This window comes from Aeromonas sp. V90_14 (genome assembly GCF_029967615.1).
Lineage (GTDB): Bacteria > Pseudomonadota > Gammaproteobacteria > Enterobacterales > Aeromonadaceae > Aeromonas > Aeromonas hydrophila.
Genome location: NZ_JASCAS010000010.1, coordinates 1 through 25,547 on the forward strand (window position 1 = coordinate 1; position 25,547 = coordinate 25,547).

Below are 25,547 nucleotides of genomic sequence, written 5' to 3' on the forward strand. Positions count from 1 at the left end.
CGCCGGGGGGCGGGCCGGGGGTGCCCCACTTCCAGCTCGATGGTGCGGCGGGCGAAGCTGTTGGCCAGGATGGGGATGAAGGTGCTGCGCTCCTGGCAGCAGAGCATGGCGTCGATGATGTGACGGCGATAGGCACGCAGCATGCAGCCGTAGTCGCTCATGTGCACGCCGGTGGCCTTTTGCACCGACTTGTTGATGAGTTTGGAGGCAGTCTTGCGAAACCAGGAGTCCTGCCGATTGCGGCGCATGGTGCCCACCACGTCATAGCCCTGCATGGCGGCTTCGACCAGGCGAGGGATCTCCTCCGGCGGGTTCTGCAGATCCGCATCCAGGGTGATCACCAGATCCCCCTTGGCGGTCTCGAAGCCGGCCATGATGGCGGCGTGCTGACCGTAGTTGCGGTTGAGCAGCACCCCGACCAGCTTGCTGCCCTCAACGGCGGCGGCGTCTCTGATGAGCTCGGTGGAGCCGTCGTGGCTGCCGTCATCGATCAGGATCACCTCGTAATCCTGTGACAGCTGATCGCAGGCGGCGGTGACCCGGCTCAGCAGCGCGGGCAGGCTGGCCTCCTCGTTGTAGACGGGGATGACCACCGAAACCAGCTTGATGTCAGTGTTGTTCACGTTGCATTACTCCAATATGTCGATAAGGGCCGCGACCACGCGGTCGACGTCGGCCAGCGTCATGTCCGGGAAGAGTGGCAGGGTGCACAGGCGTGACGAGTTCCACTCGGTATGAGGCAGGCTGAGGGTCGGGTAGCGTTCGCGGTAGTACTTCTGGGTATGGGCTGCCCGAAAGTGCAGACCGGTACCGATGCCGCGCTCCTGCAGTGCCTGCATCAGCTGATCCCGGTCGAGCCCGCAGCGATCCGGGTCGACCCGCACCATGAACAGGTGCCAGGCGTGCAGGTGGGGGTAGCCCGGCACGGCAAGCGGCGCCAGCGGCAGACCGGTCAGCCGCTCCTGGTAGCGGGCCACCAGTTCGGCCCGCTTGGCGTTGAGCTCGGGCAGACGCGCCAGTTGCACCAGGGCGATGGCGGCGTTGATGTCGGCCAGGTTGTATTTGAAGCCCGGGGTGATCACCTCCGCCTGCGGCTTGCGGCCCAGGCTCATGCGATCAAAGGCATCCACCCCCAGGCCGTGGAATTTGAGCATCCGAATTTTGTCCGCCAGTGCCTTGTCGTCGGTCACCAGCATGCCCCCTTCGGCGCAGGTCAGGTTCTTGATGGCGTGGAAGGAGAAGATGGCGGTGCCGCTGGCGCCGATCCAGCGCTCCTGGTAGCGGGTGCCGACCGCGTGGGCGGCATCCTCGATGACCGGTATGCCGTGCTGGCCGGCCAGCGCCAGGATCGGATCCAGATCGACCGGGGCGCCGGCGTAGTGGACCGGGATGATGGCTTTGGTCCTGGCGGTGATGAGCGGCGCGATCAGCTCGGCGCTGGTCATCAGGGTATCCGGGTCCACGTCGACGAAGACCGGCTCGGCCCCCAGCAGGGTGATGATGTTGATGGTGGAGACCCAGGTCTGGGAGGGGGTGATCACCTCATCTCCCGGGCCTATGCCCAGCGCCAGCAGGGTGACGTGCATGCCGGCGGTGGCGGAGCAGAGTGCGACCGCGTGCTGGCAGCCGAATGTGTCGCAGAATTGCTGTTCCAGTTCATGATTCTTCGGGCCCGTGGTGATCCAGCCCGATTTCAATACGTCACAGACAGCACTTATCTCGGCATCACCGATGGCGGGCCTCGAAAATGGCAGAAAATCTTGCATAAGAGATCCAACGAAGAATATTAATCAGTGCCCGTAAAAGCGGGCCGCCCCAAAAATTGCACTCAACATAACGTATATAAAAGCGGGCCTGCAATGGTCCAGAAACAGCTGGTAACAATTAACTGGTGCGGTCATCTTAGGTAATGTGATAAATATTTATAACCCCCCAAACTCTTGTTTTTCCAAATTACATTTTCTCTGACATTTTGGTTGTATCAATATGAACATTACTGTATTTGGAAGTGGCTACGTGGGCCTGGTTCAGGCCACCGTACTGGCCGACGTCGGTCATCAGGTGATCTGTGTCGATGTCGATGAACAGAAGGTGGCAGCCCTGATGGATGGCCAGGTGCCCATCTATGAACCCGGTCTCGAATCCCTGCTGCAGCGCAACATCAAGAGCGGCGCCCTGGTGTTCACCACGGACGCCGTGCTGGCCGTCAAACACGGCGATGTGCAGTTTCTGGCAGTAGGCACGCCACCGGGGGAAGATGGTTCCGCCGATCTGAGCCACGTGCTGACGGTGGCCGAGACCATCGCCCAGTATCGCGATCGGCCTGTCATCATCGTCAACAAGTCGACCGTGCCGGTGGGCACCGCCGACAAGGTGACCGCCAGGGTCAACACCATCCTGCAGCAGCGGGATCAGTCGTTCGCCTTCGACGTGGTCTCCAACCCCGAATTTCTGAAAGAGGGTTCCGCCATCCAGGATTGCCTGCGGCCGGATCGCATCGTGGTGGGCACCGCCAACGAGGCTTCCCGCCAGCTGATGCGCGAGCTCTACGAGCCGTTCAACCGCAACCACGACCGCATCCTGTTCATGGATGTGCGCAGCGCCGAGCTGACCAAGTACGCCGCCAACTGCATGCTGGCCACCAAGATAAGCTTCATCAACGAGATGGCTGGGCTGGCCGAGCGGGTCGGCGCCGACATCGAGATGGTGCGCCAGGGGATAGGCTCGGACCAGCGCATCGGCTATCAGTTCATCTACCCGGGTTGCGGCTATGGCGGCTCCTGTTTTCCCAAGGATGTCAAAGCCTTGCTGGCCACTGCCCAGGAGCTGGAGTACGACACGCCGCTGATCCGGGCGGTGGAGCGAGTCAACGAATTGCAAAAATCGCGGCTGTTTCAGCTGCTGTCAGCGTTCTTTTGCGCCGAAGGGGAGAGCCTGGCCGGCAAGACCATCGCCCTGTGGGGGCTGGCGTTCAAGCCCAACACCGACGACATGCGCGAGGCGCCGAGCCGGGCCTTGATGGAGGCGTTGTGGCAGACCGGTGCGACCGTGCAGGCCTACGATCCCGAGGCGATGCAGGAGGCCCAGCAAATCTACGGCAACTGTGACAAGCTGCGGCTGATGGGCACCAAGGAGGCGGCGCTGTTTGGTGCGGATGCCCTGGTGATCTGCACCGAGTGGAACCACTTCAAGGCCCCCAATTTTGCCGCCATCAAGCAGGCGTTGCGTTATCCGCTGATCGTCGATGGCCGCAACCTGTTTGATCCGGGCCGGATGAAAGATCATGGTTTTCATTACTACGCGATTGGGCGGGGCGAATCGGTAATGAAATAAAAAGACCATGCCACGCTGCCGCCATGTTTCAGTGCCATGGCAGTGCGGCATCTCTTCACGCTGAACAAGACTATTTTCGTCACTATTGTCGGTGAGCGTCGTTGTCATATTTATTTAATATTGTGAGCTGATTCACTTTATTAATTTTATATTGCCGCTATGGCTAGGCTCTTTTCATTGCTCGCCACTATTAATTAAACCGGTATTGATATGGCCTATTTCCCCGCAGCATATTGCCGCGGGGCACCAATCAATGCATGACATCCGGCAGAGCGCACTCTGCTCACAATAAAAATGGCCCTCCGCCAGTGCGGAGGGCCATTTTTATTTTCAGAAAGGGACGCGCCAGCCCGGCGGGAACTGTCGGGTTGGTGCCGCCAACCTGTCGGCCCGGCTGGCAAGACCCAGATCGGGATGGCAATGGGCCGGCTATTCCGGTATATCGTCCACCTGAGCCCGGTCGAGGGTCGCCTTGGGCACTATGTTCACGCTTTCGTGCAGCTCGCTGTAAACGATCACGGCCAGCCCCTGCTGCAGCTGTGTCCTGACATCGGCGACCTTGTCGGCCAGACTGACATCATGTTCGCCGTACTCGGTGCCCTCTTGCAGCACGAAGTGCTCGAGCAGGTTGTTGAGGGTGACTGCATCCAGCTCTTGCCAGGGGATAATCATGGTTTCATCTTCCGTTACCAGAGAGCGGGTATTGTCTATCTGTCGGCAGCAAGCGCAAGGGATTTATATGGCAGCAAGCAGGTATGAACATGCTCTCTGATGAACAACGTCGTCTCTCCAGCCACCTCGATCACCATCTGTACGAGTCTCGCCGCCACGCCCTGAGCAAGGGGTTGCGCTGGTTCTGGGCCGTCAACCAGCTGGCGATCCTGTTCCTGCTGGCGCGCTTCTATGTCTATCAGGACGCTCATCTGGTGGTGGCCCGGGTACTGCCCTGGAGCTATGAGGTGCAGCTGGTGCTGATGACGCTGGCCTGCCTGTCGTTTCCGCTGTTCTGGCACTGGCTCTCCCGCCAGCCCCCCGCCATCTGGCAGCCCAGCCTGCGTGCCGGCGCCCTGCTGTGGGGGATTGGCTGGGCGCTGCTCGGCTACGCCATCGCCCTGGTGGAGCTGAGAGGCGGTTTCAGCCTGGCGTTCGATCTCATCGGCATGCTGCTGATGACGGCGCTGGTTGCGCTCTACTGCGAGGTGCGGCTGTTCTACTGCTTCAGCACCCCGCCGCTGCTGTTTCTGCTGCTGGAGGCGCTGCTGGTCAAGGTGCCGTTTCCGGCGGTGCACTGGATGGCGGTGGGCTGCCTCATCATCATGCTGGAGACGGGCAGGCGAATGCTCAACGGCTGGTTCGAGCTGGCGGTGTCCCGTGAGCACGAGAACCTGACCCTGGCCCGCCAGCTCGATGCCATGGCCAAGCGGGATCCGCTGACCGGGCTGGCCAACCGGCGCCACTTCGACAACGTTGGCGAGCAGATCCTGCAGGAGGCGAGAGAGCAGCACGGCGAGTTTGCCATCCTGCTGCTGGATGTGGACTTCTTCAAACGCTTCAACGATCACTACGGCCATCTGCAGGGGGACAACTGCCTGATCGCGGTGGCCGACTGCCTGCGTGAGGCCATTCGCCAGCCGGCCGACGTGGTGGCCCGCTATGGCGGGGAGGAGTTCGTGCTGTTGCTGCCCGGTGCCGATGCGCTGGCCGCCAGCGCCATCGCCAAACGCATTGCCGCCGCGCTGGCCGAGCGACACATCCTCCATGCACAGTCGGAGGTGTCGGATCGGGTCACCGTGAGTCAGGGCATCGCCCTGTGGCACGGGGGGCAGGATGGCATCGCCGACATGCTGGTGCGCGCCGACGAGGCGCTCTATCAGGTCAAGGAGGCTGGCCGCAACGGCTACCGGCTCGCCCCCTGAGTCTGCTCCCGCAGCCACTGGCTGATCCGCTCTTCCAGCCAGAACCGCGGTCGCCAGGGGGTACCGTGCAGAAAGCCCACGTGGCCACCCTGGCGGCTCAGCTCGTAGCGCACCATGGGGGAGAGCTGCTCGGCCTGCGGGATCACCGCCTCGGTCATGAAGGGATCGTCGGCGGCGTGGATCACCAGGGTGGGGATGGGGATCCGTGCCAGCATCCCCAGGCCCGAGCAGCGCTGATAGTAGTGATCGGCACTGTCAAAACCGTGCAGCGGCGCCGTGACCTGCTCATCGAAGTCGCGCAGGGTGGCGATGGCGCGCACCTGCTGCGGCTGCCAGCGGGCGCCGGCCGCCGCCTGCCGCTGGATCTTCTGCTGCAGGTTGTGGCGCATGGTGCGCAGCAGATAGCTCTGATAGACCCGCGAGAAGCCCTGATTGACTCGATCGGCGCAGCTGTCCAGCCGCAGCGGCGCCGAGATCACCACCGCCGCCGTCAGCTCGCTCGGGCAGGCGCGCGCCAGCAGATTGACCAGCATGTTGCCCCCCAGCGAATAGCCGATGGCGATGAGCGGTTTGCCGGGAAAGCGGCGGCCCAGCTCGGCGATCAGCGCCTGGGCATCCTCGATGGCGCCGGAGTGATAGGCCTGCAGCAGCCGGTTCGGCTCGCCGCTGCAGCCGCGAAAGTGCATCAGCACCGCCTCGTTGCCCTGGCGTTGTAGGTGGGCGAACAGTCCCTTGGCATAGTGGGAGTGAATGCTCCCCTCCAGCCCGTGAAACAGCACGATGAGCGGCCGCTCATCCCGGCTGATCTCGCCGCTCCAGGCGAGATCGACGAAGTCGCCATCCGCCAGCTCGAAGCGCTCCGCCACGAAGCGGGCCGGTTGCCGGCGCAGCCACTTGGGCAAAATGGTTTGCAGATGGGGGTTGCGCGCCCACCAGGGGGCGTGGAAGTGGCTTTCGATCAGCATGCTGGGTCCGCGGGTGACAGGGACAGAAAAGGCAACGGCGAGAAGCCGGGCTTCTCGCCGTCGGGATCAGGCCGGCAGGCTGTCGTGGTGTTCGGCACCGCGCAGCATGGCCTGGATCAGTTCGTTGGCTTCAAACTTGGTCAGCGCCTCGTGAGCGCCCACCTGATGGGCCCGCTCTACGCTGATCTCGCTGGAGAGCGAGGTGTGCAGGATGATGTAGGCGCCCGCCAGTTTGGCGTCGCTCTGCACCTCGAAGGCCAGCTCATAGCCGTCGAGCCCCGGCATCTCGATGTCGCTCACCAGGATGTCGATGGGGGTCTTCTGGCTGGCGCGGGTCTGCATCAGGGTCAGCGCATCCTTGCCGTTGGTGCACACCTCGTAGGGGATGTTGATGTAGTCCAGCGCCGCCATCAGCTGGCGACGGGCGACCGAGGAATCATCCACCAGCAGGATCCGCATCGGCTTGATCCGCTCCCGCTGCACGTCGGTCAGCACCGGGTAGAGGTGGCTGGGGTCGTCCGGATAGACCCGGGAGAGGATCAGCTCCACATCCAGCAACTGGATCAGCTGATCATTGACCCGGGTCACGCCGGTGACGAACACGTTGTGGCCGAGGGTGGCGGGCGGCGGCTCGATGTCACGCCAGTTGCACTCGGTGATCTTGTCGATGCCGCGCACCAGAAAGCCCACCAGGGTACGGCGGCAGTCGGTGATGATGATGAAGCAGTGTGGCATCTCTTCCTTGCTGATCGGGCGATAACCCACCGCCATGGCCATGTCGATCACCGGGATGGTGGTGCCACGCATACTGGCGGCGCCGAGCACGGTCGGGTGCGAGTGCGGCATGGCCGTCAGCTGGGTGTAGGGCACTATCTCTTTCACCTTGAGAGTGCCGATGGCGAAGGATTGCTTGGCCGAGAGATGAAACAGCAACATGCCCTGGGATTGGTTGGCCTTGCTTTTCATGGCAGATGTCCTGTGAGTCAAAACGGTATCAGTCAATTCAGGCCCCTAGCATAAAGGATTATAGAAGAAATGGCCTTGTGGTTATTAACGACCATTGGCCGCAAAACTGGACTCATTTCATCCATTTATTGCCGCAATCCGCACCTGTGCGCACTGCCTGGGGCCCTCATGGGCGGGGCGTTCAGCGCGCCTGCAACGCCTCCAGCGGGGTGCCGAGCCACTGCTGGCTGGCCTGGGCGAGCGCGGCTTCATCCCCATAGCCCAGCTTGCTCACCACCTGGGCGCGTTGGCTGCCGCTCTTGAGCAGACGCACCGCCTGCAGCAGCTGCCACTGGGCGCGCAGCGCGTCGCCCGCCAGCGCCGGGTCGTTGAGGCCACGCTGCGCCAGACATTGCTGCCATGCCTCATCGCTGCCCTCCTGACCGTTTGCCAGCGCCTGCCAGGCGGCCTGCAGGGCATTGTCTGGCTGGGGGGCAATGGGGCAGGCCGGCAGCTCGTCGAGTATCACCTGCAAGCGGTGGCCGTAGGCACCTTGCCAGTCGCGGGGGCGCTGCCACTGGGTCAGGCCGTCGAGCAGCGCCGCCAGCAGCGGGGTGGGCTGCAGCCAGCCCGCCCGCTCTGGCTGCTCCACGCGCACCGAGCAGGTCAGCAGATCGTGCTGGCAGCCCGCCAGCGGGGTGAAGGCGGCCAGGGCATCGGCACAGAGCCAGAAGTGGCTTCCCGTCGGCATCAGCCACTCATGGGCGCCGAGTCGCAGCAGCGCCGCGCCCCGGGTGATCCGCAGCAGCTGGCCCACCGGCACGCGCTTGCGGGCACCGACTTGCAGATGCGAAGTGGAAAAATGCTGATATTCGATGGCGTGATGCATGTAAAAACCCTGATATGATGCTGCCTGGAGGTAACAAAAATGGAAACCAGACGTAAAAAGCGCTTCATTGCCGGTGCGGTCTGCCCGGCGTGCGGCAAAATGGACACCATGATGCTGTATATGGAGCATGGAGTCGAGAAGGTGACCTGTGTCGAGTGCGGGGATACCCAGGTACAGACCCAGGCCGAGGTGGACAAGGTGACCCGGGAGACGGAACAGGTAATCGGTGTGTTTCGTCCCGAGTGAGTGCCGGCCTCAAGGTGATGGCGCGCCGGTCAGGCTGGTCGTTGTTGATTGCTTTTTCATCACGCTGAAGCCGGTCCGACCATATGCTTGTCTGCCTTTTTGAGGTATTCTGGGCCCGTTTTTTTCTATCCGCAGGATCCCTGACATGAAAGTAGCTCCCCTGAGCGTGGTTACGCTGGAATACACGGTCACCGACGAACACGGTGAAGTCATCGACACCACTGTCGGTAAAGAGCCTCTGGTGTATCTGCACGGTACCCGTTATCTGGTCTCCGGCCTCGAAGCCGAGCTGGAAGGTCGCAGCGTGGGCGAGGCGTTCGACGTCACCCTGACGCCGGAGCAGGCCTATGGCCAGTACGACGAGAACCTGGTGCAGGAAGTACCCGGCGAGCTGTTCGACGGCATGGAAGTGTCTGAAGGGGATACTTTTGTGGCCGAGACCGACGACGGCCATCGTCCGGTGACCGTGATCGAAGTGTCCGAAGAGTTCGTCAAGGTGGATGGCAACCATCCGCTGGCCGGCGTGACCCTGGGCTTCAAGGTCGAGATCAAGGACGTGCGCGCCGCCACTGCCGAAGAGCTGGCCCACGGCCACGTTCACGGTGCCGGTGGTTGCGGTCACGATCATGGCCACGACCATGATCACGACCACGGTCATGAGCACGGCGGTTGCTGCGGTGGTGGTCATCACGGCCACGATCACGGTCATGACCACGGCGACGACCAAGGTCACGGCGGCTGCTGCGGTGGCGGCGGCTGCGGTGGCAAGGGCCATCAGCACTGATCACGGCATTGCCGATGATAAAAAAACCCGCGCCTGGCGCGGGTTTTTTTATGGCTGGCACTCATCAGTAGTGCGGTGGCGGGGTCTCTTCGGCCATGCTGGCGATCTGGCTCGGCTGCACGCTCTGCAGCTTGTCCACCAGCAGCTGGATCTGATGCTTGAGCCGATCCAGCTCGCGGCCCTGGGTGGTGACCTCGTCGTTGAGCTGCTCCACCGTGTATTCGGCGAAGGCGAGGCGGCTTTCCAGGGTTTCGAGGCGATCGTTTAATTGCTGACTCATGGGCCTTTTGGTCCTTACTTGATAGTCCAGATTTCGGCCAGGCCGCTGGAGCTGGCGCTGACAAGGTGGCTATTGTCGCGCAAAGTCACGCCGTAGACCACTGCGCTCGGCGGTTTCACCCTGGGATGGGGCGAGACGCGCCAGCTCTGCAGCAGGCTGCCATCGCTCACCTGCCACAGGGAGAGCTGGCGGGAGGGGGCGCCGGTGATGAGCCACTTGCCGTCGTTGGCAAAACGCGCCGCGGTGTAGACCTCGAAGCGGTGATCGAACTGCAACCGGCTCAGCTCCTTGCCGGTTGTCAGATCCCAGATGCTGGCCTGGCGGCTGTCGGCGGTGAAGGCGAGCCGTCCGCTCGCGTCGAGCCGGGCCAGCACCACCCGACCGGCGTGGTTGAAGCGCCACACCACCTGGCCTGAGCGGGTATCCCACAGGTAGGCGCTGTAGTCGTTGCCGCCGGTGAGGGCGTAACGGCCATTGGGGGAGAGATCCACCGTGTTGACCTGCTCGGTGTGGCCGAGAAACTGCAGCCGGCGGCCGGTGCGGGTATCCACCACTTCCGCCTTGCCGTCTTCCCGGCCGATCAGCACCTGGCGACCGTCGGCCGACAGGGCGATGTCCCTCAGCCTGGATTCAGGAAGCGAATAGTAGCCTTGCGACTGGCCATCCTGCAGGCGCCAGATCCCGAAACTGTCGGGGGTGGCCGTCACGGCGTGGCTGTCGTCCGCCGAGAAACGGGTGATGATGATGAAGTTGCCCGGATTGTCGGACTGGCGCCAGCGCCAGCGCTCCTTGCCCTGTTCCAGGTCCCACACCACAGTACCCTGGCTCAGGCTGGAGACGATGGCCTGCTTGCCGTCGCTGGCCAGATCGGCGCTCAGCAGCCCCTGGTTGGCGAGGGTCAGTTGTCGGTCCGGCGATGAGCTCTGTTCGCAGCCTGTCAGTATCAGGCAAATCGCGACGAGATAAATGGCACTTTTTATCATTTTTCCTGTCTCATGCTTTCGTTACCTGCGATCACGGCGTTAGTATAAGGCGCTTATCACGATAAACCTCTCATTTCACGAAGGAACCGAGAGCGGTATTTAGAGTTTTGGAGAAACTGATGAACAATTTTCTGAAGGTGTCCCTGTTGGCCGCGGCAGTTGCCGTGAGTCTGACTGCTTGCCAAAAAGACGAGAAGACTGCTGCGAATACCGCAGAGGTCAAGGCAGAAGCCAGCAAGCCGGCAGAGGCCCCCAAGGCTGAAGCCAAGAGCTTTGAAGAGCAATCCGGCTATGCAATTGGCCTCTCCATGGGTCGTTATATCGCCAATACCCTGGAACGTCAGCAGGAACTCGGCATCAAGCTGGACAACAGTGTCATCCTCAAGGGTGTGACCGACGGTCTGGGCAAAGAAGCCAAGATGACCGACGAGGAGATCCAGAAGGTTCTGCAGCAGTACGACGCCAAGATCAATGAGTTGACCAAGGCCAAGGCTGACAAGGATGCCGTGGAAAACCAGAAGAAGGGTGAAGAGTACCTGGCTGCCAACGCCAAGAAAGAGGGCGTGAAGAGCACCGAATCCGGCCTGCAATACCAGGTCGAGAAGATGGGTACCGGCGCCAAGCCGAAGGCCACCGACATCGTCAAGGTCCACTACACCGGTACCCTGACTGACGGCACCAAGTTCGACAGCTCCGTCGATCGCGGCGAGCCGGCCACCTTCCCGCTCAACCAGGTGATCCCGGGCTGGACCGAAGGCGTGCAGCTGATGCCGGTCGGTTCCAAGTTCAAGTTCTTCCTGCCGTCCAAGCTGGCCTACGGCGAGCACGGTGCGGGTTCCATCCCGGCCAATGCCGTGCTGGTATTCGACGTTGAGCTGCTGGCTATCGAGAAGCCGGCTGCCGATGGCGACAACGCCAAGAAGTAAGCGGAAAACGTTGAAAAAACGGCTCCTTAGGGAGCCGTTTTTACTTGTAACTCCGCCCGAATGGCGGGATAAAAGAGAGTATCGCCAACTGTGCTAACATGGCGAACGACACCCGAAATAGACAACAAAATCAATTGCAAGGATGGCTCCCGTGGCTGAAAGCAAACCTCGAGTCCTGTTGGTGGAAGATACCCGCAGTCTGGCGGTGGTCTATGAACAGTATCTGGCCCAGGATGGCTACGAGGTGCTGCGGGCCGATTGCGGCCAGCAGGCATTGGCGCAGCTGCTGAGCAGCCCGCCGCCGGTGGTGTTGCTGGATCTCGAGCTGCCCGACATGTCCGGCATGGACATCCTGCAGCAGATCACCGAACAGCAGCTGCCCTGCTCGGTGGTGGTGATCACCGCCCACGGCTCGGTGGACGTGGCGGTGGAGGCGATGCGGCTCGGCGCCTTCGACTTTCTGACCAAACCGTTCGACGGCAAGCGGCTGTGCGCCACCGCGCGCAATGCCCTCAAGCACCAGCAGCTCAGCTCGCTGGTGGCCCAGTACCGGGAGAACTTCGAGCGCAGCTCGTTTGCCGGTTTCATCGGTGCCTCCATGCCGATGCAGGCGGTCTATCGCATCATCGAGAGCGCGGCGCCGAGCAAGGCGACCGTGTTCATCACCGGCGAGAGCGGCACCGGCAAGGAGGTGTGCGCCGAGGCCATCCACCAGTGCAGCCCCCGTCGCGAGCAGCCCTTCATCGCCCTCAACTGCGCCGCCATTCCCCACGACCTGATGGAGAGCGAGATCTTCGGCCACGTGAAGGGGTCGTTCACCGGCGCGCAGGGGGATCGCAAGGGGGCGGCCAGCCTGGCGGATGGCGGTACCCTGTTTCTGGACGAGATCTGCGAGATGGATCTGGACCTGCAGAGCAAGCTGCTGCGCTTCATCCAGACCGGCACCCTGCAGCGGGTCGGCAGCGGCAAGCTGGAGACGGTCGATGTGCGCTTCGTCTGCGCCACCAACCGCGATCCCCTGCTGGAGGTGAAGGCGGGGCGTTTTCGCGAGGATCTCTACTACCGGTTGCACGTCATCCCCCTCAGCCTGCCGCCGCTGCGCGAGCGGGGCGAGGACATACTGCTGCTGGCGCGAACCCTGCTGCAGAGCTATGCCAAGGAAGAGAACAAGCGCTTCAAGGATTTCGATGCCGAGGCGGCGCGGGTGCTGCTCGATTACCCCTGGCCCGGCAACGTGCGCGAGCTGCAGAACGTGGTGCGCAACATAGTGGTGCTCAACGATCGCGAGCTGGTGAGCCCCGACATCTTGCCGCCCCCGCTCAACGGCAGCCGTGCCAGCCTGCTGGCGGCGCTCCCCGCTGCAACTGCGACCGGCAGCGGTGCCGTGGTGGCGACCAATGCCCCGATCCGCCCGCTCTGGCTGGTGGAGAAAGAGACCATAGAGCAGGCCATCGCCAGCTGTGATGGCAACATCCCCAAGGCGGCGGCGCTGCTGGAGATCAGCCCTTCCACCATCTATCGCAAGAAACAGGGCTGGGAAGAGGCGAGTCTGGCGTGAGGCCGGTGTCGGGAGGGGTCACCCTCCCGAGGGATAAATGTGCGGGGCGGCCAATGGGCCGCCCCGCGGCGGTTGTGGTGGTCGCTCGCTAGAGCTTGGCCAAGAGCTTGAGGCGGGCCAGCCGCTCTGCCTCGTTGGCCTTGAGCCAGCGATCCTGTGAGAGCAGGAACCAGGCGCGGGAGAAGTATTCGGCTGCAGCCGGATCATCCAGTACCAGCGCGTTCTCCCCCAGCTCCTCGAACAGATAGCCATCCTCAGCCACCCCGGCGGCCGCCATATCACCCTTCAGCTGCATCAGGTCGGCCAGCGCCTGTTCATGCTGCCCCTGGGCCCGCAGCAGACGGGCCAGACTCCAGCGGGCGATAAAGGCCTTGGCCTGGTTGTTGTGCTGCTCGTGCCAGGCCAGACATTTTTGCTGGAAGCCCCTGGCCTCATCGAAACGACCCAGCTCGAACAGGGTCCAGCCCTGGTTGTTGTAGAGGGTGGCGAGCCAGCCGCGCACCTTTTGATCGGTACTGCGTTCGGCCAGCTCCATCGCCAGCTGATGCCAGCGGCTCTGCTCTTCCAGCGGCGCGGCGATGGCGATCATGTGGGCGGCGTCGATGGCGAGATAAAGCTCCTTGTGCTTGAGCCCCAGCTGCCACGCCTGTTCAAACAGCGTTTTGGCGCTGGCCTTGTCGCCGGCGGAGTTGAAGGTACGGCCTCGCTCCAGCAGGGCGCGCAGGCGGGCTCGCGGGGTGGCGTCGGTGAGGCGGGGTTCTATCTCGTCGAGCAGCTGGTGCGCCTGTGCAAACTGGCGTTGCAGCGAATGGGTGCGGGCTATCTGGGTGAGCAGTTCCAGCTCGTACTGCAGATCGGCGGTGGCGCGCGCCTCGGGCAACAGGGCATGAAAACGCAGGGCGCTGGCGGCGGGATCCCGATAATCCCACTGCGCCATGAAATCGGGCGGATTGTCCATCTGGCCTCCTTGCTGGCTATCCTCCCCCCAAGATGCCTGCAGGCCATTGTTTGTACAAGGGCCCCCCGTCACAGAGTGCCCCTTGAGTCATGTCTGCATTTGCGGCGAGCCGGTCAGTAGACCATGGCCAGGCTCATCAACATCAGGCCGAGGGCGGCGAAGGCTCCCTCCTTGATGGCGAGGCGTGGCACCAGCGCCTTGGGCAGGGCCGGGAACAGGCTGAGGGCGAAGCCGAGCCCAGGCATCAGCCAGTGAAAGGCCGGGTTGCGCAGGCTGGGGTCTGCCGCACCATTGATGATGATGAGCAGAATGAAGAGGGTGAAGGCCGGTAGAATAAACCAGCGGGCGCTGCCGGCCGCAACGGCGCGCAGCGGCGAGATGCGATAGAGCAGCAGGGTCACGATAAACAGCACCAGGGGTGCCAGCAGGTAGAGTGGAGCCGGGTTCATAACGGATATCCTGAAAAAAGGCGTGAGCAGCAGTGGCGGGATTTAATCAGCCCGAGGCGGGGATGACCAGCCACAAGGGCCCGGGCTGTGAAGCAGATCCCGGGCAAAGGTTTGTCGGCCTGGGCTTCAGCGCAGCCAGAACCAGGCGGCAAAGCCCAGCCAGCTGATGGCCAGCAACAGCCAGGGCAGCGGATGCTGGCGAGAAACCTCGACCAGCTCGACGATGTCGTCCGGTTCCCCATCCTGCGGCGCTGCGTGGGACTGTTTGGCCTTGGCCTGCAGTTTTTTCTGACGGCTGGCCTCGCGGGCCCGCACCTTCATCTGTTTCTTGTATTCGTCTATGCCTTTCTGGATCCCCTGCGCGATCAGCTGGGTCTGTTCCTTGGTCTGCCCCGGCTTCTGGTTGGCACGGGCAATTTTCATCGCCTCCTGCTGGGTCTCGGGGGAAATCTTGTCGTACTTCGCCATCAAAGGGTCTCCTCGGCATCGATTGGCGGGGAGTATGCCATAAAAACGGCGCCCTCAGGCGCCGTTGCAACAGCTTGTGAGCCGGATCAGGGCTTGTAGTAGGTCACGGTCGCGTAGGGCAGCGGGTTGAGGGTGCCCTGGGACTCGGCGTACTCCATGAACATCTCGTTCTCACCGACGCCGGAGTCGACGTAGTCACCCTTGTTGGGCAGCTCTTCACGCTTGAGCAGGCCGTTGTAGCCATCCTTGCCGGAAGCGATGTAGGTGTTGGCACCGACCCGGTACACCTTCTCGTCATCCAGCGGCTGCCACTGGCCGTTGGCGTCCAGCAGTTCCAGCTTGGTGATGCGGGAGCCCTTGGCCAGCTTGCCGTCGTAGGTGTAGCTCAGATGGCCGACGTAGGGGAAGGCACCGCTGGAGGCGGCGATCCCGGTCTCCAGACCGATGGAGTAGTCAACGGCGTACTCCAGGGTAGCCCGAACGTCCTTGCCCTTGAGGTTGAAGGCGGCGATCTTGTTGCCAAACGGCAGCAGGGTACCCATCACGTAACCGACCGAGAGCGGGCCCGCGTTCACGTCGGCACGCACGCCACCGGCGTTCTGGATGGTGAAGTCGACCTTGGTGTTGAGCTTGTTGAGCTTCCAGTAGAGCGACTCGGCCACCAGGGGATCGATGAGGCCGGCGCCGTCCGGGGTGGTCGGCACGCGCACGTGGGTCAGCTTGGTCGGCACGTCGGCGATGATCTTGGCTTCGAGCTCGGCCACGGCCGGCTTGTACTCGGTGTCGATCACATCGCGCATGGCGGTGTTTTCCGGCACGATCTCGATGACCGGGGACTTGTTGATGAAGTCGACTACGTTGGTCTGCTCGGTGCCGCTGAGCGGCACTTTCTTCTTGGCCACTTCCTTGGTGAAGTCATCGCCGGTCATCAGGGTGTTGCGGCCCTCACACTTGGTGAGCTGGCCTTCCTTGCTGAGGGAGACGTTGACCAGGCCGTAGCCCTTGGCCCATTCACCGGCCTGCACGATACAGGTCTTGCCGCCGTCCGGGTTGCTGACGATCTGGGCATAGGTATTGTCATCGGCCGGGTTCTGGTTGTGGGCGGTGTAGCCGATGCTGTTGAGCTCGGTGATGTCGCCGAGGAAGGTCTGGGAGTGACCGCCGACGATCAGGTCGATGCCGTTGACGGCCTTGGCGACCGCCTGGTCATTTTGCAGGCCGATATGGGTGACCATGATGATCTTGTTGGCACCCTTGGATTTGAGGGTATCGACCATTTTCTGGGCGGTCTCAATCATCGGCAGGAATTTGGTGTCGGTATCCGGCGAGGAGATGTCATGCATATTTTCCAGCACCAGTCCGAAAATACCCACGCTCTCGCCATTGACTTCCTTAATGACATATTCGTGAATATTTTCACTGTCCTTCAGGGTGGCGCTACTGGATTTCACCATATTGGAAGCCAATACCGGGAAATTCACCCGTGAGACAAAGTCTTTAATAGCCTGGTTGCCCAGATCGAATTCGTGGTTGCCGAGCACCATGGCATCGATACCCATGTCGGAGAGCAGCCGGGACTCCTCTTCACCCTTGAACTGGGTGAAATAGAGGGTGCCCTGGAAGGCGTCGCCACCGTTGAGCACCATGAAGTTGCGGCCCTCGTTGGCGGCCTGGCTGCGCAGCTCGTCCAGCTTGAACTTCAGGCGCGGATAGCCGCCCAGCTTGGCGTTGAACTTGAACAGCTCCTGGCCGGTGGGCTGGATCGCCAGCGCATTTTCGGTCGGGTCGAGGTGGGCGTGGGTATCATTGATGTGGGCAATGGTCAGATCCAGCGGAATATGTTCCTTGCTGCTGTTTTCTGAATTGCAGGCGGTCAGCCCGAACAGGGTAATAGAGACGGTGACGGCCAGTAGCGTCTTCTTCATCGGTAATATTCCTCTTGTTGTTATAGTCCTGTATATCGTTCCTGCATGACAGGAGTGTGGCGATTCTAGGCAAAAAGTAATAATTGGAAATAAACAGAGCTGATTCCTTTGAGCTACTGCACATTAATAAAGCAAATAAACGTTTGCTCTATTTGGCAGAGCAGGGGAAGGCGCGGCGGGGATTTTCCGCCAGCATGGGTGTCAATGCAACCCCATTGAGGTCAGGGGCGCTTCAAGGCGCAGGCGTGGGGCTCAGCTGCTGCAGAAATTGCTGTGGGGTGAGCGGGCGGCCATACAGGTAGCCCTGCAGGTAATCGACCTGCCGCTCGACCAGAAAGTCGGCCTGCTCCTGGGTCTCGACCCCTTCGGCGATGGTTTGCAGCCCCAGCCGGGTCGCCAGGCTGATGGTGCTGTCAAGAATATGACGGGAGAGGGCGTTGGTGCCGATCATGGCGACGAAGCTCTGATCGATCTTGAGATAGTCCACGTGGAACTGCTGCAGATAGGTGAGGCTGGAGTGGCCAGTACCAAAGTCGTCCAGCCCGATCCTGACCCCCATCTGCCGCAACTCCTCAAACAGCCGCTCGGTGAGGTGGTTGGGGGTGATTAGCTCGCGCTCGGTCAGCTCCAGCACCAGGGTGATCGGGTTGGCGGTGAAGGCGGCGAGAAAGCTGCGGCAGTCATCCAGCAGGCTCAGCTGCTGGCAGTGGCGGGCACAGATGTTGAAGCTGAAGTGGAAGCGGGGCGGCAGCGCCGCCGCGTGGGGGGCAAACTGCAGCCGCACCTGCTGCATCAGGGTCTGGGTCATCAGGATGATGAGGCCGCTCTCCTCCGCCAGCGGAATGAAGAGATCCGGCCGGATCAGCCCCTGGCGGTGGTGCTGCCAGCGCATCAACACCTCGCAGCCATGCAGCTGGCCGTTCTGGCTGACGACGATGGGCTGCAGATAGGGCACGAACTCCTGCTTGATGATGGCGCGCCTGAGCTCCTGGGTCGGGGTCGAGATATGGCTCCACCAGCGGTAGGTGGCGAGGCCGGCCAGCCCCCCGAGGGCCAGGATCAGCAGCACCATGCTGCCCTGCTTTTGCAGGGTTATGGCCAGCACGGCACTCAGCGGGAACCCCTGGTTGAGGCTGTAGCCGAAGGTGGTCGAGTCAAGCCGGTAGTTGAAGCCCCGCAGCCTGGGCGGTTGGCCATCGTGGACCTTGCCCTGCAGGTCGAGCCACTGCTTGCCTATCTGCACCCAGCTGTGGGGCCCGGCGAGGTGCCACTGCAACGGTTTGCTCAGATGATAGGGGTTGATGGCGACCACCACCGCATGATCCCCTTCGCTCAGGTGGTAGAACAGCAGCGACGGTTTACGTCCGAGCTGGGTGACCGCCTCCAGCCTGAGCAGCTCGTGCTGGCTGTTCTGCAGCCGGTCTTTCAGATCGATCTCGTCGAAGATGGAGGAGCAGTAGAGGCGGCCGTTGCGGGAGAGATTGACCGAGCGCACATAGGGGGAGGTGGCGACCAGCACTCGCAGCTCGCGGGCCACCTCGCGGCAGGGACGGCTGGCCAGCGGCAGCGCCGCTTTGGCCGCCAGGGTCGAGTGGTGCAGTGCGCTGTCGATCTGTGTCATGGCGCGTTCGGCGGCGGTCTGGGCCTGCTGGCGCGTCATCGACCAGGTCTGCCAGTAGAGGGTGACGAGGGAGATGAGGATCAGGGTGGCGCAGCACAGCAGGCTGGCCAGCAGACGAGGCATGTTGCTGCGACGCAGAAAGGGAAGAGCCATGGGCCACGCCTCGATGAAGAGTCAATTGAACAAAAAAAGGTCGGTCATACTACACAATCACACCTCAATCTCATAGTCGGTACAAGGGGCGGCATGGGCGGGCGCAGGGGCTGGAAATGCCAAAAAGCAAAGACGGCCCGCAGGCCGCCTTTTGTTTGTCATCGCAGGGAAAGCGCGTTTACAGCTGCTCGATGCCGACGATATGCCAGGGGGCATTGTCCTTGGCGAGGTTGCGCTCGAGGTGCCACACCTCCTTGATGTCCTCCTCGACCTGCTCCTGGCGATCCATGTAGCGGCCGCTGAAGCGCACGCTGACCTGGGCCCAGTCGCTGCCGTAGTCGGCGCGCACCAGCTGGGTGTCCACATACATCACTTCGGTATGCTGCTCACCGGTGAGCTCGGCACGCTCGGCCTTGAGTTGTTCAAACAGCTCAGGACTCACGTACTCGCGTACCTTTTCCAGATCGTTTTTGTTCCAGGCTTCCTGCAGGGTGCGGTAGTGATCGCGAGCCCCGGCCAGGAAACCGTTCATGTCAAAACCTGGCGGCAGGCGGAACGGCACGTCGCTGTCGGCAAAACCGGTGGCCTGCGGGGCGCTGTGGTTCTGCTCGAACTGCTGGGGCGCCGCGCTCTGGGGCGGCTGATAGCCGGCATAGGCCGTCTGCTGCTGTGGCGCCGCCATCTTGCCCTTGCGCAGGGTGCGGATCAGGAACACAGCCCCCAGAGCCAGCAGGGCGATCAGCAGGAAGTCCATCCCTTGCAGACCTTCGAAGGCGCCGCTGCCCAGCAGGTAGGCGAACAGACCGCCGGCCAGCAGGCCGCCGAGCAGGCCGCCCATCATGCCGCCCTTCTTGGGTGCCTGGGCGCCCACGGTGGGGTTCTTGGTGTCGACGGGTTTGGCGGCCGGTTGGGCCGGAGCGGTTTTATAGCTCTTGCCAAAGGATTTGCCGCCGCCAAATTTCTTGGCCTCGGCAATGGGTGCCCCCAGGCCAATGGCCAGGATCACGGCAAACAGGGTCAGCATCTTTTTCATTTTGACTCTTTTCACTCTCATCAGTGGGTGGGGCATGCTCTGCTTTGGCAAGCTCAGCGAGGCGCATGGCAGGCTGCCTGTCCCTCGTTGTATTGCAGCTTGCGACTATGATTAACATGGTTGGCATGAATTATTCATGAACAGATTGCCCCGATCGGGGGCGTTGCGAGGAGACAGGCCATGAAAAGTCGACGACCGAGCCGCAAGGAGCGCAAACTGCGCAACAAGGCGAGAGCCAAACCGCAGGATCAGACCCTGGTCTGGCCTTTCATGATTGTATGAATGCGAGACGGATTTCATCGACAGGCGGCGTCAACAACCATCAGGAGGGCGGTTGTGGCTGACAGAAGTGAATAGCGTGCATTTGCACTCGCGATGACGGGGTTTCTTTTGTAAAATTCCCGTCCCCTTCCCGCTGCGGTTTTTATGTGTATGGCAGAGCAAGTGACGGCGAAAAAAGACGCCAAGACACAACAGCTGAAAGTACCTCCCCACTCTTTTGAGGCCGAACAGTCCGTACTGGGCGGCCTGATGCTGGACAACGAGGCCTGGGATCGGGTCGCCGAACGGGTGATCGACAAGGATTTCTACAGCCGCCCGCACCGCCTGATCTTCCAGGCCATGACCCGCCTCTCCAATGCGGGCAACCCCATCGATCTCATCACCTTGCAGGAGGAGCTGGAGCGCTCCGAACAGCTGGAAGAGGCCGGTGGCTTCGCCTATCTGGTGGAGATCGCCAAGAACACCCCGAGTGCCGCCAACATCAGTGCCTACGCCGAGATCGTGCGTGAGCGGGCGGTCGTGCGGGAGATGATCTCGGTCGCCAACGAGATAGTCGAAGCGGGCTATGAGCCGCAGGGGCGCACCTCCGGCGATCTGCTCGACCTGGCCGAGAGCAAGGTATTCAAGATTGCCGAGCAGCGCAGCAGCGCCAACGAGGGGCCCCAGCCGCTCAAGCTTATTCTCGAGCAGACCGTCGACAAGATTGAAGAGCTGTTCAAGACGCCCCACAACGGCGTGACCGGGGTATCGAGCGGTTACGGTGATCTCGACAAGATGACCGCCGGCCTGCAGCGCTCGGATCTGGTGATCGTCGCGGCCCGTCCCTCCATGGGCAAGACGACGTTTGCCATGAACCTGTGCGAGCATGCGGCGCTCACCGCCGACAAGCCGGTACTGATCTTCTCCCTCGAGATGCCCTCCGAGCAGATCATCATGCGTATGCTCGCCTCGGTGGGGCGCATCGACCAGACCAAGGTGCGGACCGGTCAGCTCGACGACGAGGATTGGGCGCGGCTCTCCTCCACCATGGGATTGCTGCTCGAGAAGGGCAAGATGTACATCGATGACGCCTCCGGCCTCACCCCGACCGACGTGCGTTCTCGTGCCCGTCGTATCGCCCGTGAGCACGGCGGCCTCTCGATGATCATGATCGACTACCTGCAGCTGATGCGGGTGCCGGCGCTGTCTGACAACCGGACCCTGGAGATCGGCGAGATCTCCCGCTCCCTCAAGGCGTTGGCGAAAGAGCTGCAGTGCCCCGTAGTGGCGCTCTCCCAGCTCAACCGAAGCCTGGAACAGCGGGCCGACAAGCGCCCGGTCAACTCGGATCTGCGGGAATCGGGCTCCATCGAGCAGGATGCGGACTTGATCATGTTCATCTACCGTGACGAGGTCTATCACGACGACAGCCCCGACAAGGGGATCGCCGAGATCATCATCGGCAAGCAGCGTAACGGCCCCATCGGGCGGGTACGCCTCACCTTCCAGGGCCAGTTCTCGCGCTTTGACAACTACGCGGGCCCGGCGTTTGATGATGACTACTGATCATCGTCAGCGTGATCCTGAAGAGAAAGAAAGTGGTGAGAGTCATCGCTGCAAAGCCGCGTAACGGTGCCAATATGCGGCCGGGTGCGCCTCACCTTCCAGGGCCAGTTCTCGCGTTTTGACAACTACGCGGGCCCGGCGTTTGATGATGACTACTAAGTAAGCCGGGAGCCTGCTCCCGGTATCCAGAAACAGTTTTCCCGGTTCGACAATTCTGCCGGTCCGGCCTTAGACGATGACAATTAAGGGCTGACACCCCCCGGTGCCTGGCGCGTTCGCGCGTTATCATGCCCTCGTAAGGGAAAACAGATGAAAGCGGCTATCGCCCAAATCAATACCGCGGCCCTGCGCCACAACCTCGCCGTGGTGAAACGCCACGCCCCCCAATGCAAGATCATTGCCGTGGTCAAGGCCAACGCCTATGGCCATGGGCTGCTGCCGGTCGCCCGCACCCTGGTGGATGCGGATGCCTATGCGGTGGCCCGCATCGAAGAGGCGCTGATGCTGCGCTCCTGCGCCGTGGTCAAGCCCATCGTGCTGCTGGAGGGCTTCTTCAGCGCCGCCGACCTGCCGGTGCTGGCGGCCAACAACCTGCAGACCGCGGTGCACACCTGGGAGCAGCTCGAAGCGCTGGAGCAGGCGGATTTGCCTGCTCCCGTGGTGGCCTGGCTCAAGCTCGACACCGGCATGCACCGCCTCGGCGTGCGGGCCGACGAGATGCCGGCCTTTATTGAGCGACTCGCCAGGTGCAAGAACGTGGTTCAACCGTTCAACATCATGACCCACTTCAGCCGCTCCGATGAGCTGGAGCAGCCCACGACTCGCGAGCAGATCGACTTGTTCAGCCAGCTGACCGCGCCGCTGTTGGGCGAGCGGGCCATGGCCAACTCGGCGGGCATCCTGGCCTGGCCGGATTCCCACTGCGATTGGATCCGCCCCGGCGTCATCCTCTACGGCGTCTCCCCCTTCCCTAATACGGTGGCGGCCGATTACGACCTGCAGCCGGTGATGACCCTCAAGACACAACTGATTGCAGTGCGGGATCACAAGGCGGGCGAGCCGGTGGGCTATGGCGCCAACTGGGTGTCAGATCGCGATACCCGGCTCGGTGTGATTGCCATCGGCTATGGCGACGGCTATCCACGCATGGCCCCCAACGGCACGCCGGTGCTGGTCAACGGCCGCATCGTGCCGCTGGTGGGTCGGGTCTCCATGGACATGACCACGGTGGACCTCGGCCCCGGCGCCACCGACAAGGCCGGTGATGAGGCGGTGCTGTGGGGTGAAGGGCTGCCGGTAGAGCGGGTGGCCGACCAGATCGGCACCATCCCCTACGAGCTCATCACCAAGCTCACCTCCCGGATCTTTATGGAATACGTCTAGATGCCGTGAGCGCCAAACGTCAAAAAGCCCCGCATAGCGGGGCTTTTTTTATGATGTTGTCGCGACCTGAGGCTTCTTCTTACTGCCTGTGAGTCGTAGACACTGATGCAGAGGTTACTGCCGGTGCATCCGTACAAATTTCTCCATCAGCTGATCTTCGGTTTCCACGTGAGCGGGATCCCAGATGATGCAGTCGATGGGGCAGACGCTGATGCAGGTCGGCTTCTCGTAGTGACCGACGCACTCGGTGCAACGACTGGGGTCGATCTCGTAGATCTCCTCGCCGAGGCTGATTGCCTGGTTCGGACACTCGGGATCGCACATATCACAGTTGATGCACTTGTCGGTGATGAGCAGTGCCATCTCAGGCTGCCGAGTGCGGCTGACGGGTATCCTGGCGCTCACCGAGGTTGCGCAGCAGGATGCCGTAGTCAACGTCCACTTCCTTCGGCACCGGCACGTAGACCACGTGGCCGTTGCCCGGTGCGGTGCCGATGAGCTCGCCCTTGCGGTTCTGCATCTGCTCCAGATTGAAGCTGAGGTTGCCCTGAGGGGTCATCAGTTCCAGGCTGTTGCCCACCAGGAACTTGTTCTTCACCTCGACTTCCACCATGTCACCGTTGCGACCGGTGATCTCGCCGACGAACTGCTGGGTGTCGGAGACGGAGTAACCGTAGTCGTAGTTCTGGTATTCGCTGTGGTTGTGACGGCGCAGGAAGCCCTCGGTATAGCCGCGGTGGGCCAGGTTTTCGAGGGTGCCCATCAGGCTGCGGTCAAACGGCCGGCCGGCTACCGCATCGTCGATGGCCTTGCGATAGACCTGGGCGGTGCGGGCGCAGTAGTAGAAGGACTTGGTGCGACCTTCGATTTTCAGCGAGTGCACGCCCATCTTGGTCAGTCGTTCGACGTGCTCGACCGCGCGCAGATCCTTGGAGTTCATGATGTAGGTGCCGTGTTCGTCTTCGAACGCGCTCATGTACTCGCCCGGGCGGTTGGACTCTTCCAGCAGCACCAGCGCATCGGTCGGTTTGCCAAGGCCCAGGGTGTTGTCCGGGCGGATGGCGATGGGCTCCTGACGGTGGACGATCTGGCCCACATCATCTTCCTTGCCTTCGTGCACCTTGTACTCCCAGCGGCAGGAGTTGGTGCAGGTGCCCTGGTTGGGGTCACGCTTGTTGATGTAGCCGGAGAGCAGGCAGCGGCCGGAGTAGGCCATGCACAGCGCCCCGTGGACGAACACTTCCAGCTCCATCTCCGGCACCTGCATGCGGATCTCCTCGATCTCGTCCAGCGACAGTTCGCGGGAGAGGATGACCCGGGTCAGGCCCATCTGATGCCAGAACTTCACCGTAGCCCAGTTGACCGCGTTGGCCTGCACCGACAGGTGAATAGGCATGTCGGGGAAGGCTTCGCGCATCATCATGATGAGACCGGGATCGGACATGATCAGCGCATCCGGCTTCATCTCCACCACAGGACGCATGTCGCGGATGAAGGTCTTGAGCTTGGAGTTGTGGGGCTGGATGTTGGCCACCACGTAGAACTGCTTGCCGAGGGCATGGGCTTCGTTGATGCCGAGCTGCAGATTCTCGTGATCGAATTCGTTGTTGCGCACCCGCAGGCTGTAACGGGGCTGACCGGCATAGACGGCATCGGCGCCATAGGCGTAGGCGTAACGCATGTTCTTGAGGGAACCTGCGGGGGAGAGCAATTCTGGTTTAAACATGGCGGACTCTTCGTATCTGATTGCAAATCAGGACGGCGCCACCTGATGGCGCCGTATGGATTGAGCTACGCCGGGAGTGGATACTCGCTCGGCGCGACCCGATAACGGCATATCCGTGCTGCAGCAGCATGCACCGGATAAACGGGGTGCGAGATTGTACTCGCCCTCACCGTATCATGCAATTTGGCAGGGGAATGTCCCCGGCGCGAGTCGGCGGCCAAAAAAGGGGCGGTTCAGGCCCAGCGAGAGAGGGGGGAGGGCATGGCGTAGGCGTAGCCTTGCTGATAGTCGCAACCGAGCCGGTTGGCTGTCTCGATGTGCTGCAGGGTTTCGACCCCTTCGCACACCACCTTCATGCCGAGCCGCTGCAGGTACTCCACCAGGCCGGTCAGCATGCGCAGGGCATGGGGCGTCTTGCTGGCTTGCAGCAGCAGGGAGCGATCCAGCTTGATGACCTCGTAGGGCAGCGCCAGCATACGCTGGAAGTTGCACTCCAGGGTACCGAAGTCATCGCAGGCGATATGGGCACCGTGGCTGCGCAGTACCTCGATCAGCGCCCTGTGCTGCCGTAACAGCGGGGCCTGTTCCAGCACCTCGAACCAGACCTCGATCCCCAGCTTGCGCGCCTGCATCAGCACCAGCAGCAACAGATTCTGATAGGTGGGGCTGTTCAGGGTCGGGTTGAGATTGATGGAAAGAAAATAGGGTCCGGCCTGCGCCAGGGTCGGCAGATCCCGCATGATGGCCCTGAGCATGACGATGTCCAGATGCAGGGATTGCTCCTCACTGAGGGAGGCAAAGTCGATGCCCTGATAGCTCTGCTGGGCCGGCTCCCAGCGTCTGGCCAGCACCTCATAACCCTTGACCTGATGATCCCGACCGATGATCGGCTGATAGAAGGGCACGGCAAGATCGGCCACCGCGATGCTTGCCATGTCACTTATTGGGTACTCTTCTTGAAATGCAAACATGGCACTCACCTGTTGACGGATATGGCTGCGGATAATACAGCAGAAGAGGTCGGCAAAGCCTGTAGGAATCGTCTGATAATCGAGTCAAATCAATAAGGTCAATATAGGACTTTTCTGATTAACTTCCCCCTCGGTTATAAATACACTGACTCCAGTGGTATGCAGTCAGCTCGTATTCTTTGATAAATAAAAGTCCTGCATGTGAAAC

The 25,547-nt window shown here is 61.8% G+C and carries 25 protein-coding genes; 8 read left to right on the top strand and 17 right to left on the bottom strand.

Features of this window, described 5'->3' with window-relative positions; genetic code table 11:
- Nucleotides 1-623: glycosyltransferase (locus tag QLG02_RS09290; protein ID WP_282465034.1), on the bottom strand; the 623-nt coding region annotated here is incomplete at its 3' end.
- 6 nt (nucleotides 624-629) lie between these two features.
- On the bottom strand, nucleotides 630-1,766 hold the full coding sequence (arnB, locus tag QLG02_RS09295; RefSeq protein WP_282465035.1) for a UDP-4-amino-4-deoxy-L-arabinose aminotransferase: 1,137 nt from the start codon (nucleotides 1,764-1,766) through the stop codon (nucleotides 630-632).
- A gap of 220 nt (nucleotides 1,767-1,986) precedes the next feature.
- Here arnB and QLG02_RS09300 point away from each other — a divergent pair, with 220 nt between their 5' ends.
- Nucleotides 1,987-3,333: a UDP-glucose/GDP-mannose dehydrogenase family protein gene (locus tag QLG02_RS09300; protein ID WP_197918278.1), complete on the top strand. Its 1,347-nt coding sequence runs from the start codon at nucleotides 1,987-1,989 to the stop codon at nucleotides 3,331-3,333.
- Nucleotides 3,334-3,762: 429 nt separating this feature from the next.
- On the opposite strand, the gene QLG02_RS09305 is transcribed toward QLG02_RS09300, so the two are convergent.
- On the bottom strand, nucleotides 3,763-4,005 hold the full coding sequence (locus QLG02_RS09305) for a YheU family protein (RefSeq protein ID WP_282465036.1): 243 nt from the start codon (nucleotides 4,003-4,005) through the stop codon (nucleotides 3,763-3,765).
- Between the two features lie 83 nt (nucleotides 4,006-4,088).
- Between QLG02_RS09305 and QLG02_RS09310 the strand changes: the two genes are divergently transcribed.
- Nucleotides 4,089-5,249, top strand: coding sequence for a membrane-associated sensor domain-containing protein (locus QLG02_RS09310; RefSeq protein ID WP_282465037.1), 1,161 nt, complete (start codon nucleotides 4,089-4,091; stop codon nucleotides 5,247-5,249).
- On the opposite strand, the gene QLG02_RS09315 is transcribed toward QLG02_RS09310, so the two are convergent.
- The 3 genes from QLG02_RS09315 to QLG02_RS09325 form a co-directional block, all read right to left on the bottom strand.
- A complete protein-coding gene (locus QLG02_RS09315; RefSeq protein ID WP_171282250.1) occupies nucleotides 5,231-6,214 on the bottom strand; it encodes a hydrolase in 984 nt (327 codons plus the stop codon). The two genes, QLG02_RS09310 and QLG02_RS09315, sit on opposite strands and share 19 nt — an antisense overlap.
- Nucleotides 6,215-6,280: 66 nt before the next feature.
- Complete coding sequence (locus QLG02_RS09320; RefSeq protein WP_011704932.1) at nucleotides 6,281-7,180, bottom strand: chemotaxis protein; 900 nt, start codon at nucleotides 7,178-7,180, stop codon at nucleotides 6,281-6,283.
- A 181-nt stretch (nucleotides 7,181-7,361) separates the two neighbouring features.
- A complete protein-coding gene (locus QLG02_RS09325) occupies nucleotides 7,362-8,048 on the bottom strand; it encodes a hypothetical protein (RefSeq protein ID WP_282465038.1) in 687 nt (228 codons plus the stop codon).
- Nucleotides 8,049-8,087: 39 nt separating this feature from the next.
- On the opposite strand from QLG02_RS09325, the gene QLG02_RS09330 reads away from it, so the two are divergent.
- Both QLG02_RS09330 and QLG02_RS09335 read left to right on the top strand, forming a co-directional pair.
- The gene (locus QLG02_RS09330) at nucleotides 8,088-8,294 is read left to right on the top strand and encodes a YheV family putative zinc ribbon protein (protein WP_011704934.1); all 207 of its coding nucleotides are present in this window, start codon (nucleotides 8,088-8,090) and stop codon (nucleotides 8,292-8,294) included.
- A gap of 145 nt (nucleotides 8,295-8,439) precedes the next feature.
- Entirely contained in the window at nucleotides 8,440-9,078 is a 639-nt protein-coding gene (locus QLG02_RS09335; protein ID WP_171282252.1) for a peptidylprolyl isomerase, read from the top strand.
- A gap of 64 nt (nucleotides 9,079-9,142) precedes the next feature.
- Here QLG02_RS09335 and QLG02_RS09340 read toward each other — a convergent pair whose 3' ends face one another.
- Nucleotides 9,143-9,358 carry a SlyX family protein gene (locus QLG02_RS09340; protein WP_011704936.1) on the bottom strand — a complete coding sequence of 72 codons (216 nt, stop codon included), beginning with the start codon at nucleotides 9,356-9,358 and terminating at the stop codon, nucleotides 9,143-9,145.
- Between the two features lie 14 nt (nucleotides 9,359-9,372).
- Nucleotides 9,373-10,341 carry a hypothetical protein gene (locus QLG02_RS09345; protein WP_282465039.1) on the bottom strand — a complete coding sequence of 323 codons (969 nt, stop codon included), beginning with the start codon at nucleotides 10,339-10,341 and terminating at the stop codon, nucleotides 9,373-9,375.
- Between the two features lie 119 nt (nucleotides 10,342-10,460).
- Between QLG02_RS09345 and fkpA the strand changes: the two genes are divergently transcribed.
- On the top strand, nucleotides 10,461-11,267 hold the full coding sequence (gene fkpA / locus QLG02_RS09350; RefSeq protein ID WP_011704938.1) for an FKBP-type peptidyl-prolyl cis-trans isomerase: 807 nt from the start codon (nucleotides 10,461-10,463) through the stop codon (nucleotides 11,265-11,267).
- Between the two features lie 151 nt (nucleotides 11,268-11,418).
- Complete coding sequence (locus tag QLG02_RS09355) at nucleotides 11,419-12,825, top strand: sigma-54 dependent transcriptional regulator (protein WP_282465040.1); 1,407 nt, start codon at nucleotides 11,419-11,421, stop codon at nucleotides 12,823-12,825.
- Between the two features lie 88 nt (nucleotides 12,826-12,913).
- On the opposite strand, the gene QLG02_RS09360 is transcribed toward QLG02_RS09355, so the two are convergent.
- From QLG02_RS09360 to QLG02_RS09385, 6 genes are all read right to left on the bottom strand, one after another.
- Nucleotides 12,914-13,783 (bottom strand): tetratricopeptide repeat protein, encoded by an 870-nt coding sequence (locus tag QLG02_RS09360; protein ID WP_282465041.1) that lies wholly within the window; start codon nucleotides 13,781-13,783, stop codon nucleotides 12,914-12,916.
- Between the two features lie 113 nt (nucleotides 13,784-13,896).
- A complete protein-coding gene (locus QLG02_RS09365) occupies nucleotides 13,897-14,232 on the bottom strand; it encodes a hypothetical protein (protein WP_005303968.1) in 336 nt (111 codons plus the stop codon).
- A 126-nt stretch (nucleotides 14,233-14,358) separates the two neighbouring features.
- Nucleotides 14,359-14,700, bottom strand: coding sequence for a DUF2956 domain-containing protein (locus QLG02_RS09370; RefSeq protein WP_282465042.1), 342 nt, complete (start codon nucleotides 14,698-14,700; stop codon nucleotides 14,359-14,361).
- Nucleotides 14,701-14,786: 86 nt separating this feature from the next.
- Nucleotides 14,787-16,625, bottom strand: a complete 1,839-nt coding sequence (locus QLG02_RS09375; RefSeq protein WP_011704942.1) for a 5'-nucleotidase C-terminal domain-containing protein — start codon at nucleotides 16,623-16,625, stop codon at nucleotides 14,787-14,789.
- Nucleotides 16,626-16,857: 232 nt separating this feature from the next.
- Nucleotides 16,858-18,399: a cyclic diguanylate phosphodiesterase gene (locus QLG02_RS09380; RefSeq protein ID WP_282465043.1), complete on the bottom strand. Its 1,542-nt coding sequence runs from the start codon at nucleotides 18,397-18,399 to the stop codon at nucleotides 16,858-16,860.
- 178 nt (nucleotides 18,400-18,577) lie between these two features.
- Nucleotides 18,578-19,432 (bottom strand): Tim44-like domain-containing protein, encoded by an 855-nt coding sequence (locus QLG02_RS09385; protein ID WP_011704944.1) that lies wholly within the window; start codon nucleotides 19,430-19,432, stop codon nucleotides 18,578-18,580.
- Nucleotides 19,433-19,864: 432 nt separating this feature from the next.
- On the opposite strand from QLG02_RS09385, the gene dnaB reads away from it, so the two are divergent.
- The gene (dnaB, locus tag QLG02_RS09390; protein WP_011704946.1) at nucleotides 19,865-21,259 is read left to right on the top strand and encodes a replicative DNA helicase; all 1,395 of its coding nucleotides are present in this window, start codon (nucleotides 19,865-19,867) and stop codon (nucleotides 21,257-21,259) included.
- Nucleotides 21,260-21,568: 309 nt separating this feature from the next.
- On the top strand, nucleotides 21,569-22,642 hold the full coding sequence (alr, locus tag QLG02_RS09395; RefSeq protein ID WP_274277763.1) for an alanine racemase: 1,074 nt from the start codon (nucleotides 21,569-21,571) through the stop codon (nucleotides 22,640-22,642).
- 114 nt (nucleotides 22,643-22,756) lie between these two features.
- Here alr and QLG02_RS09400 read toward each other — a convergent pair whose 3' ends face one another.
- The 3 genes from QLG02_RS09400 to QLG02_RS09410 form a co-directional block, all read right to left on the bottom strand.
- The gene (locus tag QLG02_RS09400; RefSeq protein ID WP_005334896.1) at nucleotides 22,757-23,005 is read right to left on the bottom strand and encodes a YfhL family 4Fe-4S dicluster ferredoxin; all 249 of its coding nucleotides are present in this window, start codon (nucleotides 23,003-23,005) and stop codon (nucleotides 22,757-22,759) included.
- Nucleotide 23,006: 1 nt separating this feature from the next.
- Nucleotides 23,007-24,368 carry a tRNA 5-hydroxyuridine modification protein YegQ gene (gene yegQ / locus QLG02_RS09405; protein WP_274277764.1) on the bottom strand — a complete coding sequence of 454 codons (1,362 nt, stop codon included), beginning with the start codon at nucleotides 24,366-24,368 and terminating at the stop codon, nucleotides 23,007-23,009.
- Between the two features lie 233 nt (nucleotides 24,369-24,601).
- Nucleotides 24,602-25,339 carry an EAL domain-containing protein gene (locus tag QLG02_RS09410; protein ID WP_274277765.1) on the bottom strand — a complete coding sequence of 246 codons (738 nt, stop codon included), beginning with the start codon at nucleotides 25,337-25,339 and terminating at the stop codon, nucleotides 24,602-24,604.
- Nucleotides 25,340-25,547 lie beyond the last annotated feature (208 nt).